This is a genomic window from Psychromonas sp. (genome assembly GCF_041586535.1).
Taxonomy (GTDB): Bacteria; Pseudomonadota; Gammaproteobacteria; order Enterobacterales; family Psychromonadaceae; genus Psychromonas.
In genome coordinates this window covers 1-10,823 of sequence record NZ_JBFGZY010000136.1, presented here as the reverse complement: position 1 = coordinate 10,823, position 10,823 = coordinate 1, and the positions used below count along the sequence as shown (strand labels likewise).

Below are 10,823 nucleotides of genomic sequence, written 5' to 3'. Positions count from 1 at the left end.
CATTAATTATTGAGCCGGGAGAAACAAAGTTAATTCCAACCGGGATTGCAATCCATATCGCAGATCCTAAACTGGCGGCAACCATTTTACCGCGCTCAGGGTTAGGCCATAAGCATGGCATCGTGCTGGGAAATTTAGTGGGATTAATTGATTCTGATTATCAAGGTCCATTAATGGTTTCCTGCTGGAATAGAGGTAAAGAGAGCTTTGCTCTTGAGCCGGGAGAGCGGTTGGCGCAGCTGGTTTTTCTCCCCGTAGTACAGGCGACATTTGAAATTGTTGATGAATTTAATGCGTCAGAGCGTGGAGAGGGTGGATTTGGTCACTCAGGCAAACATTAATATCGGATTAAAAAGACAAAGGAAGTTGTAAGCAATGGTGGCACAATTAACCAAAAAAAAAGTAAACCGCAAGGAAGATATTTTACGTGCACTAGCTAAGATGCTTGAAGGCCAGCCGGGACAGCGTATTACAACTGCTAAATTAGCTGCTGAAGTCGGGGTGTCAGAAGCTGCTTTATATCGTCATTTTCCAAGTAAAGCGCGTATGTTTGAAGGTCTGATCGATTACATCGAATCAACTATATTCACTCAAATAAACTTAATTAAAGCACAACAAAAACAAACGTTTACACGTATCGAACATATCTTGTATTTTTTATTAGGTTTTGCGGAGCAAAATCCGGGTATTACACGTATTTTAACCGGAGATGCTTTATTAGGAGAAAACGGGCGGTTGCAAATACGTATTGAACATGTATTTTCCAAGCTGGAGTCACAAGTCAAGCAGGTGTTAAGAGAAAAACCGATTCTTGATGGCGATAAGCTTAGTATTGATGAGACTGTTATCGCTAATTTATTGCTTGCTTATGTCGAAGGGCGTATGAGCCAGTTTGTCCGCAGTCAGTTTAAGCAAAAACCCACACAGCACTTTAATATGCAATGGGCATTTTTGTACAGGCAGTTACAGCAAAGTTAATGACAGAAGATTATCTATTGATGGCGAACCCGCATCTTCATTCAGTTATTTTTCCAGATCTTCATCTTCCGGAAGTGGTTGTCCTGTATAAGCATGCAGAAAGGCTTCACATAACAATTCACTATTCGTGGCATGACGTAAATTATTTATTTGGCGACGGGTGCGTTCATCGGTAAGTATTTTCAATACTTTAGTCGGGATGGATACTGTTACTTTTTTAACTTGTTCACTTTTCTTACCGTGTTCAGCATAAGGGCTGATATATTCACCATTCCATTTTGTAGACATCTTTATTACCCCATATAATCAGAAAGGGCATTTTAACGGTTATCGCTTATTTTGGCAATCTATACGTCAAGAGGTCTAGATGTCTATAGTGTCAGTTATTATTGTGCGTGGTTTGCTTTTCATCGGTTTTAATTGTGCTGCTAAACGATGTTAAGAGCAGTTGGTTATTTTGAGCCTGTTTAATTTCATAAAATTGTGGCAAATTAAAGTTTATACTTTCATCTAAGCTATTGTTTTTTAGGCTGTTTGAAGCATAGAATCTATTTACGTTTTGCACCAAATCATGTTTGCTGCCTGTAAAACTATGAAATGTTTCTACTTCGTTATCTGCATTGGCAATGTAAACGTTAAAGCCACCAGGATAATTTTCAAAAAAGAACTGAATGATGCCTTCGCTGATATGAGATCCGATCACGGATGCGGTTTTGGCATAATAAGTATTTTTTAAATTAAGTGCGCTGCTTGATACTTTTTTACTGGAAATATGGCTGTAAATATCAACCGAGTTGTCTAACTGCTGTACTGAAACGCCGGCACGTTCAAAATAAAAAGCGAATTTTTTGTCGCCTACCCATAATGTCTGTACCGAGCGTTGAGCCAGAGAATCCAGGCGTACCTGAATGTATTCATCGAGTTTTGAGCTAAATGCCTGACTGATTTGTGCTTGAAACTGCTGGCTGTAACAAAATAGATCTATTTGCTCTGGTGGTAACGCTTCCTGGTGCATTTTTCCTAAAATAGTTTCCAGTGCATCAATAACAGATTCGTTATTGTTAAAATGGAGCGTGCGCACTTCATTCCAGGAGTTTCGGTAAATGAGGTCGATACTGCCAATTAAACATTCGTTATCTTCACCGTAAGAAAAAACGTCACCTTCCTGATTATCCTCGCTTTCCGGGGTGCTTTCCCAATAGCGGGTTGGATCCCTTTCAAGATTTAAGAAAATGGTTAAATGTTTAACTTCACAAGGTCTGCTTAGTGCTTTATTGCTTGCTTTCGGGACAAAAATTGGAAACACCGAGTAAAGATCTTGAATAAACTGATTTAATTTTTTATCCACAAGATCAGAACCTTGATTGTATATATATAATTGCGTCTCTTCTTCATACAATCCATTCAAATGGCACCAAGATACTAATTTTGAAATATACCTGGAATACATTAGTTTCTTGTTATGCATCAAGGATTTATTATCAAGTGGACAGTTATACAGATACCATCCGGCAGGGTTTTTTCTGCCCTCCGGTACTTGAATAAAACTTAGATTGGGCTCAGACAGATCCGGTGATATTTTAGGATTAATTAAATCCACTTTACCCGGTAAGCTTTCGTGCGCTGCATACAGTTTACGTGACAATATACCCAAGTCTTCCGCACTGATTGATTCTCCAATATTGTTATCACGTGCGAAGCTAAGGAGTTTGCTGTAACTTGTCATCAGCGTTTCAAGTAAAACATCTTTGGCTTTACTTACAGCTTTCACTTTCCAGTTTTTACGATTATCTAAATCAGCAATTTGCTGCTTATCCCAACCCCACTGAGTGACAAGTTTAGTTAATACAGCACGCCGCCAGGAGGTACGGTTGTTTTTAGAAGCTTGTGAAAGATTCTCTTCCGTTTTTAGGTAGAAACAGGCTCGTACGACTTCAAGCCGCCTAAGATCATTAATCTTGCTTAAATACCAGGTGACTTTTTCCAGCATCAGGAAGTAAGGATCAAGTTTCTCAGTATCAAGCTCCTGCTCTTGAAAGCGTTTCTTATAACGCATTGCAACTAACTCAGTATTAGGGTATTCCCATGAGTAGGCTTCCATCAGAATAGTTTTTAATACTGCTTTATAAGGAGTATCGATCCCCTTGTATAACTGCCATAGGGTTGCGCCAAAATATTCTTCTGCGGGAATACGGTCAAATCCACCGAGATCTAACCAATCATCGGGATTTAACTCACCTTTATCATAAAGATTTTGAACATACTTATCGTAATTTTTTTCATGTTCAACGGGAATTTGCCACCATAAAATGGGTTTTCCCGCGATATGTAATTCAGTGCGGTAAAATTCATCAAGTAATAATAGATGTTGCGACGTGCCACATGAATCGGTGGTCATATCTGCATTGTTATCAGTGCGGAATTTATTATCAGGAATTAAGAAAAAATTAAGTTCGACACCATGACAGTCCGCCCAATGGCTGATTCCCCAGGACTTCGCCTCCAGGAGCTTAACCCGCGCTTCGTCAAGCTGATGCGGGTAACAAACCCAAATATCCAGATCACTTTCCGACGATTGACCGATTGATGCTGTGCTCCCCATGGCATATAAGCCGATCAAGTCTAAAGACTGTCTCTTTTTCTGCGTTTCTGCCTGATAGGTGAACAATCTATTCAGTTGTTTTTTTTGCTCTTCTGCGGGGATAAATTGCTGTATACCCGCTGGTGTATCCGCGTTTATATATCCTGGCAGATTGGGATGATTATAATGGAATAAAAGAGGAAAAGTCTGAAATACAGTAAGTTCAATATCGTTCATCAACTGTTCAGCTGATTGTATCCGCAGGCGAGTATATTCGTCGGCCTTATCACGTAATCTTTTTATTTCTGGATTCAATCGCGAACCTGCTTTAAATCAATGAACGAAGGGGTCAATAAAGTGTGACCAGTATATCCTTTTTTGCTGTACTGGTAAATGTCATCTTTTTTATATGGGTTTGTGATTTTAATTATATTGACAGGGCAAAACCTGAATTGTTTAATAATCAGGTGCTGCCCATTATTTATACGGCGGGTTATTCTTCTTCTATTTCATAGGGAAGCGGAGCATAATAAAGGGCCGAGCCTTCGATCTCTTGTATTTGGTAAACATCGCCGGCATTACTGTCTTTTGGTAAGACGGCTAATACTTCGATATGTCCATCTCCGTATTGGCATCCTGATATAATGGTACCAACGCGTTTCCAGTTATCATTTAATAAAACCTGTACATTTTGCCCTGCTTTCGGGGCTTTAGTTGCGCGCCCGGTAAGAATAAATAATGCCCGTTTGTTAGCCCCTCTGTATTTTGCCCGTGCAATCGTTTCCTGGCCAATATAACAACCTTTAGTGAAACTGATACCATCAAGTGCTTGCAGATTTAGCATCTGCGGAATAAATAATCCTGACGTTTCCTGCTCGATAAAGGCAACACCTGAAGCAATATTCATGGCATTCCACAAACTGTCATCGTAAATACTCGCTTGATCTTTAATATCTTCGATTAACTCCTTTGCCTGCTCATTTTTTATGATCATTAAATAACGCAGTGACGGGTAGGGCTGTTTAATGATCACACCTTTGTCACCTTCCAGCAGGCGGCTCTGATCGTGAATGGCTGAGGCATCTGCATTTTTAGCGATATAAGCAGCAGATTTACATCCGGCTAAACCAAATATCTGATATTCAGTTTCTTTTTTTATTTCAACTTTTGAAAAGGCTGCGTATTTTTGTAATTCTGGCAGTTGCTTAGCTGTCACTGACTTGGGTTGTGTCAATAGCACCCGATCTTTTAATACTATGACCCGGAAAATACTCCAGACTTTACCCTGAGGGTTACACTGGGCGGCCAGTGTTTGTTGTCCTGGTTTTAAATTGGTCAAATCACAGGTAAGTTGCCCTTGTAAAAAAGTGATACGATCTTCGCCTGCTACACTGATTAAGTCCCAGCTATCCAGCGGGCATAATACCAAGTCGGGAAGTTGGCTAATATCTTTGAGTTGACTCAGTTTTAACATTTTAGACCTCATTTATATAGGATTATGTAGTTTTACAATGGTATAGCTCACAACCTAATTTGTCAGTAGTTGCTGTGAATAATTTGTTGTTGTTATGATGCATGCCCAACCACTCCAAGATACAAGAATCAGTAAGATGATTAATGATGAGGTTCCAGGCAGGAGGTTGATGATCTAGATGTTCTAAATTATAGCAACGAAGATCATCGTTTATCGCCCTGCCCCTCGGGTGAAACTCTGAATTTGCATCTTCAAGTAGTTTGGGTATATGCGTACTTTATGTTAAATAGGAAAAAAGTAATGGCTGAAGCCGTCAATAAATCGCGTTTATTATGGGCGTGTCGTCGAGGAATGTTAGAGCTCGATGTGTTATTTATCCCTTTTGTTAATGAAGCTTATGATAACTTATCTGACCGTGACAAGTTAATCTTTGAGCGTTTATTAACGAATGAAGATCCTGATTTGTTTGCATGGTTTATGGGGCATAAAAACTGCCCTGATGCCGAACAGGCTAAGATGATCGATGTCATGCTCAAGCGCGTTAAAGTATAACATTTCGGTAAGCACCTCTGTTTATGGGGGGGTGACTGTTTTTGTCCTATACTTTTCTCTTATTTTATTTGTGCTGGCGATTGTCGGGTTAACCTGGTTAAGTCTGCTATTTTCTTTGTGTTTATTAATCATTGCCCTTTATGCGGGGAAGAGTGCCTCTGCCAAAACCTGCGAAATAAAACTCAGTGATACCGGGAAAGTAGCTGTTGTTGATGCCGAGCAGCAGCTGTTTAGCGGAGAATTAGGCCCGTCTTCTTTCTATAACAGCTTTTGTCTGTTTCTACATTTGCAGGGCAGTCCGGGGGATTTCTCAGAGTTAATAACTAAAAAGAAATACCCGGCAAAATTTATTGTTATCTATAAGGACGCCGTTAAAGCTGATGAATACAGGCTGTTGGCCCGATTAATTAGCAGCATGCGCTAGTCTTTTTCAGGACTTAAAATGGTCGGCTGCGGATTATCCAGTTGTTTAGGATAATCCAAATTGTAGTGTAAACCGCGACTTTCTTTGCGCTTCATTGCACTTTTGATTATTATTTCAGCAACTTGTACTAAATTTCTTAACTCCAGCAAGCTGTTGCTTACTTTAAAGTTACTATAATATTCATCGATTTCCTGCTGTAATAACTGTACCCGACGCAGCGCCCGCTCCAGTCGTTTATCTGTTCTGACAATACCGACATAATCCCACATAAACAGTCGCAGTTCGTGCCAGTTATGCTGAATAACAACGGCTTCATCTGAGTTCTCTACTTGACTGTCATCCCAGTCAGGGATAACTGCAAATTTTCTTTCCTTATAAAAAGGAAGGCGGTTAATAATATCTTTAGCGCAGGCATGTGCATAAACAACGCACTCTAATAAGGAGTTGGATGCCAGGCGGTTTGCACCATGTAAACCGGTATAGGAGACTTCGCCAATGGCATACAAACCATCTATGTCTGTTTGTCCATGATGATCAATCATCACACCGCCGCAGCTGTAGTGAGCCGCAGGCACGATGGGAATTGGCTGGTGGGCCATATCAATGCCGAGCAACAGACAGCGACGATAAATAGTGGGAAAATGTTTAACAATAAATTCTTTTGATTTATGGCTGATATCTAAATACATGCAGTCAGCACCTAAACGCTTCATCTCATAGTCGATAGCGCGGGCAACGATATCTCGAGGAGCAAGTTCGGCACGCTCATCAAAATCAGGCATAAAGCGTGTACCATCAGGGCGCAGCAGGTGGGCGCCTTCGCCACGCAGGGCTTCGGTTAACAAAAAGTTTTTAGCATCAGCATGATATAAACAGGTTGGATGGAATTGATTAAATTCCATATTGGCAATACGGCAACCACTCCGCCATGCCAGTGCAATGCCATCACCGCTGGAAACATCCGGGTTACTGGTATATTGATAAACTTTACTGGCACCGCCCGTTGCCAGCGTTATAAAGTGAGCCTTAATTGTTTCAACCCGCTCCGCTTTACGATTCCAGACATAAGCACCTAACACACGGTTTGCCGGCAGGTTTAATTTTCGGCTGGTGATTAAATCAATCGCATTATAACCTTCCATTAAATTGATATTTTTATGTTCTTTTACGGCACTTAACAAGGTGTTTTCGATCTCTTTTCCGGTTGCATCTGTTGAATGTAAAATGCGGCGATGGGAATGCCCGCCTTCCCTTGTGAGATGGTATTGTGTTTCACCCTGTTCGTTAACTTCAGTATCAAAATCAACACCGGTATCAATTAACCATTGAATACTCTCTTTACCGTTGCTCACGGTAAAGCGTACGGCCTCTTCATCACATAAATTAGCACCTGCAACTAACGTATCCTGAATATGAGCTTCAATATCATCATCATCAGAAAAGACTGCAGCAACGCCTCCTTGTGCATATAAGGTTGAGCCTTCAGAAAGTTTACCTTTGCTTAAAACATTAATTTTGGCAAAAGGTGCAAGTTTTAGTGCCAATGAAAGTCCAGCTGCACCTGCACCAATAATTAGGACGTCACAATTATGTTGCTGTTCAGTTATTGATTTACTTTCTGTCATGGCGTTATATGCTCTGTTTATGAATAGGGGGTGTTGGTCGGGCTTGGGTATACACCCTCACTTTAAAATGAGAACCTATACTTTTCAACTACTTTAGGTATATTAAATGTAATGCAGGTTCAAAAAATGGCTTCTTTAAAATTTTTTTGGAACTTTCTTTTTTATTCAAAGTCATAAGTGTGGGTGCTCATAAGGCTCACCATCATTAATAGGTAGAGAAGCTCTGATGAGTGAGCGTGATTTAGACTTACAACTGGTTCGTCGTATTCAAAACGGGGAACAAGCTGCTTTTACATTGTTGGTTAGAAAATATCAAAACCGGGTTGCCAATATTTTAACGCGTTATGTGCGGAATACTGGAGATATTGCAGATGTAACTCAGGAGGTATTTATTAAGGTATATAACTCTCTGCCATCCTTCCGTGGGGACAGTGCGTTTTATACCTGGCTGTATCGAATTACTGTTAACACAGCCAAAAATTATTTAACGAGTCAAAGCCGTCGTCCGCCTGCCTCTGATATTGATGCGATGGAAGCTGAGGGTTTTGACGGTAGTGACGCACTAAGAGAAGTTGACAGCCCTGAGGGTGTATTACGATCTCAGGAAATAAAAAAAGTGATTTTGACGACTATCGAGCAATTACCGGCAGAACTTAAATCTGCGATTACATTCCGGGAGCTTGAAGGGATGAGTTATGAAGAAATCGCCATTATTGAAGATTGCCCTATAGGGACGGTTCGCTCACGTATTTTTAGAGCCCGTGAAATGATCGATAAGCATTTGAAACCTTTATTAGAAAATTAATTGGGAACCAAAATGAAAGACATGAATGAACAACTATCAGCAACTGTTGACAATGAGCTTCTTATTGAGGAACACTTGATAAGTGAACTGCTTACCAGTCAGGAGAAGCAGGAACAGTTCTCCCGTTATCATTTAATCGGAGATGTAATGCGTGGCGAAGTTACCGATCAGTTTATTGACATCGATATTAGTCAGCAAGTAATGGCCAAAATAAAACAACAAGGTAATATTGATTCAGTGGTTGTTCTTGAAAAATCGTCTGACAAAATAGCGCGCCAGACTGAAAATAATGTTATCTCTTTTGCTAAACGTTTCGGGCAATATGCAATCGCAGCATCTGTTGCCGGTGTGGTAGTGTTAACAAGTTTAATGACTTCTGAGCCGGCAGTTGATAACAATACCGGGCTTGAAGTTTTAAAAACGGTGCCTTTAGGCGGTGCAACCCCGGTTAGTTTGCAGGCAACTCAAAAACAATTGCTACAGGATGCTAAAGAGCATAATGAGCGGTTGGAAGCTTTATTAAATGACCATCAATTACAGTTGCAGACACAACCTTAGGGTAAATAATGAAGCTACGCTTATGTTTTTCATCTTTAATTAGTGTTGCCCTTGTTTTTATTAGTAGTGCGGTATTTGCGCTTCAATCAACACAATCCCTTGAATCAAAGATAGAAAAAAAAGAGGGGCTGACCGCCATCGAATACCTGCAACTTATGCAGAGGGCGTATAAAAACTTAAATTATGAGATGCTGTATTTAAATAACTTAAAAAATACGGTTGAACCGAAACAATTAATCCACGGGGTGATAAACAAAGAAGAAATTGCATATTTTCGCTATCTAAACGGTGCAATGCGCGAGTCTTTGCAATACCAGGGAAAGATCAGTTATTTCGAACAGGGCGCACAAGCCTACACTTTACAATCCGCGCAAAACCAGAGTGTTTTTGCAAACATTGCTAATTTTGATTACGATAAAGGGGTGGAATCCTACGAGTATATCATTTTAGGAAAAGGGCGTATTGCCGGTAAAACTGCAATGGCAATAAGGATGATCAGTAAAGATCAATATCGTTATAGTTATATTGTTTGGATAGATACTGACAGCTATTTACCCTTGCGATTAGATACGTTGAACAACGCAAATCTTATTTTAGAACAGATAATGGTTGTTTCATTACAAGTCAGCGCTCAAATTAACCCATGGCTGGAGAGTTTAACCCATCAGCAATTGCCGGAACTAATTAATTTTTCACCAACCTCAAATCATCAGGCATCATTATGGCAGGTTGGTTGGCTGCCGACAGGTTTCAAAGTTGTTAAAGATGATCAGCATAAATTAGTAATGTATCAAAATGAACCTGTTTCCTACATAATGTTAACCGATGGTATTGTCTCTGTTTCAGTTTATATAGCAGCTAAAAAAATCGCTCTGGAAAACAAGCAAAAAGTCATCCAACGTGGCGCGACAGTTTTATACACCTATCAACAAGATAATGTTGAAATTAATGTGATAGGTGAAATTCCTGTTGCAACAGCCAAGCGTTTAATCGAATCAATCTCAATGGTCAAATAAAACTATGGTACGCGAAACAGGAAAAATATTGGCAGTAGAAAAAGTGAATGGTAAAAGCATTGCACATATCGAATGTGTCTCAAAATCAGCCTGTTCATCATGTCAAAATAACAGTAATTGTGGTGTCGGGGTGGTTTCAAAAACATTTTCTGATAAAACGCAGCATTTTACTGTTCCCTATGAAGAGGGAATGGAGGTTGATAAATTTGTTGAATTACATATCAATAATAACGATCTAATAAAAAGTGCCGTGTTAGTTTACCTTGTTCCCCTTATCTTTTTTATCAGCAGTGCACTAATAGCTAAACAACTCCAGATTGATAACGAAGCATTAATTATATTAATTGCTATGGCCTGTGCGGCAGTTGGTCTTGCTATTACCCGTATAATAAGCAAAAAAATATTCCCCCAAAAACACATCAATCAAATAATCACTAGCAAATTTATAAAATAATGTTCAATTAAAAAGCGGGTTGATTGTAAATTGCTCATTCGCGCGTTTAATTGAAATATTTGCAAATAAAAACTTGCCATGGTGATCTAAATCCCTATAATGCGCATCCACGGAAACGGGAACGACGCAAGTCAAGCCGCTTCTGAGAACGAAAAAGGTTGGTTTTTAAAGGTGTTAATTCAGATTTAAAAATCTTAAATAATAAACCTTGACTCAGTTCAAAAGGCGCGTATTATACGCACCTCGCCGAAAGGCACGCTCTTTAACAATTTAATCAAACAATCTGTGTGGACATTCATTGTTGATATGATTTCAAAAAAATCAGGTAACTTCACTTGTGAAGATTACCAATCAAT

At 39.6% G+C, this 10,823-nt stretch carries 12 protein-coding genes; 8 read left to right on the top strand and 4 right to left on the bottom strand.

Going from position 1 to position 10,823, the window contains the following annotated elements; all coding sequences use genetic code 11:
• Together dut and slmA are read left to right on the top strand one after the other, a co-directional pair.
• A partial coding sequence (gene dut, locus ABZA00_RS14085; protein ID WP_372882795.1) for a dUTP diphosphatase occupies positions 1–341 on the top strand: 341 nt, incomplete at its 5' end.
• A 34-nt stretch (positions 342–375) separates the two neighbouring features.
• Positions 376–978 carry a nucleoid occlusion factor SlmA gene (gene slmA, locus ABZA00_RS14080; protein WP_372882794.1) on the top strand — a complete coding sequence of 201 codons (603 nt, stop codon included), beginning with the start codon at positions 376–378 and terminating at the stop codon, positions 976–978.
• A gap of 45 nt (positions 979–1,023) precedes the next feature.
• Here the strand turns inward: slmA and metJ are convergent, their stop codons facing one another.
• From metJ to ygfZ, 3 genes are all read right to left on the bottom strand, one after another.
• Positions 1,024–1,266, bottom strand: a complete 243-nt coding sequence (gene metJ / locus ABZA00_RS14075) for a met regulon transcriptional regulator MetJ (RefSeq protein ID WP_372882793.1) — start codon at positions 1,264–1,266, stop codon at positions 1,024–1,026.
• 91 nt (positions 1,267–1,357) lie between these two features.
• Positions 1,358–3,874, bottom strand: a complete 2,517-nt coding sequence (locus ABZA00_RS14070) for a class I adenylate cyclase (protein ID WP_372882792.1) — start codon at positions 3,872–3,874, stop codon at positions 1,358–1,360.
• A 178-nt stretch (positions 3,875–4,052) separates the two neighbouring features.
• Positions 4,053–5,033, bottom strand: a complete 981-nt coding sequence (ygfZ, locus tag ABZA00_RS14065; protein ID WP_372882791.1) for a tRNA-modifying protein YgfZ — start codon at positions 5,031–5,033, stop codon at positions 4,053–4,055.
• A gap of 300 nt (positions 5,034–5,333) precedes the next feature.
• On the opposite strand from ygfZ, the gene ABZA00_RS14060 reads away from it, so the two are divergent.
• Positions 5,334–5,585: a succinate dehydrogenase assembly factor 2 gene (locus ABZA00_RS14060; RefSeq protein WP_372882790.1), complete on the top strand. Its 252-nt coding sequence runs from the start codon at positions 5,334–5,336 to the stop codon at positions 5,583–5,585.
• Positions 5,557–6,009 carry a hypothetical protein gene (locus ABZA00_RS14055; protein WP_372882789.1) on the top strand — a complete coding sequence of 151 codons (453 nt, stop codon included), beginning with the start codon at positions 5,557–5,559 and terminating at the stop codon, positions 6,007–6,009. The genes ABZA00_RS14060 and ABZA00_RS14055 overlap by 29 nt, the downstream gene beginning before the upstream one ends.
• On the opposite strand, the gene nadB is transcribed toward ABZA00_RS14055, so the two are convergent.
• A complete protein-coding gene (nadB, locus tag ABZA00_RS14050) occupies positions 6,006–7,634 on the bottom strand; it encodes an L-aspartate oxidase (protein WP_372882788.1) in 1,629 nt (542 codons plus the stop codon). The two genes, ABZA00_RS14055 and nadB, sit on opposite strands and share 4 nt — an antisense overlap.
• A 226-nt stretch (positions 7,635–7,860) precedes the next feature.
• Here nadB and rpoE point away from each other — a divergent pair, with 226 nt between their 5' ends.
• Genes rpoE through ABZA00_RS14030 form a run of 4 tightly spaced genes read left to right on the top strand, consistent with a single transcriptional unit; the run spans position 7,861 to position 10,467 of the window.
• On the top strand, positions 7,861–8,439 hold the full coding sequence (gene rpoE / locus ABZA00_RS14045; protein WP_372882787.1) for an RNA polymerase sigma factor RpoE: 579 nt from the start codon (positions 7,861–7,863) through the stop codon (positions 8,437–8,439).
• Between the two features lie 12 nt (positions 8,440–8,451).
• A complete protein-coding gene (locus ABZA00_RS14040; protein ID WP_372882786.1) occupies positions 8,452–8,997 on the top strand; it encodes a sigma-E factor negative regulatory protein in 546 nt (181 codons plus the stop codon).
• An 8-nt stretch (positions 8,998–9,005) separates the two neighbouring features.
• Positions 9,006–10,013 (top strand): MucB/RseB C-terminal domain-containing protein, encoded by a 1,008-nt coding sequence (locus ABZA00_RS14035; RefSeq protein ID WP_372882785.1) that lies wholly within the window; start codon positions 9,006–9,008, stop codon positions 10,011–10,013.
• A 28-nt stretch (positions 10,014–10,041) separates the two neighbouring features.
• Complete coding sequence (locus ABZA00_RS14030; RefSeq protein ID WP_372882784.1) at positions 10,042–10,467, top strand: SoxR reducing system RseC family protein; 426 nt, start codon at positions 10,042–10,044, stop codon at positions 10,465–10,467.
• Positions 10,468–10,823 lie beyond the last annotated feature (356 nt).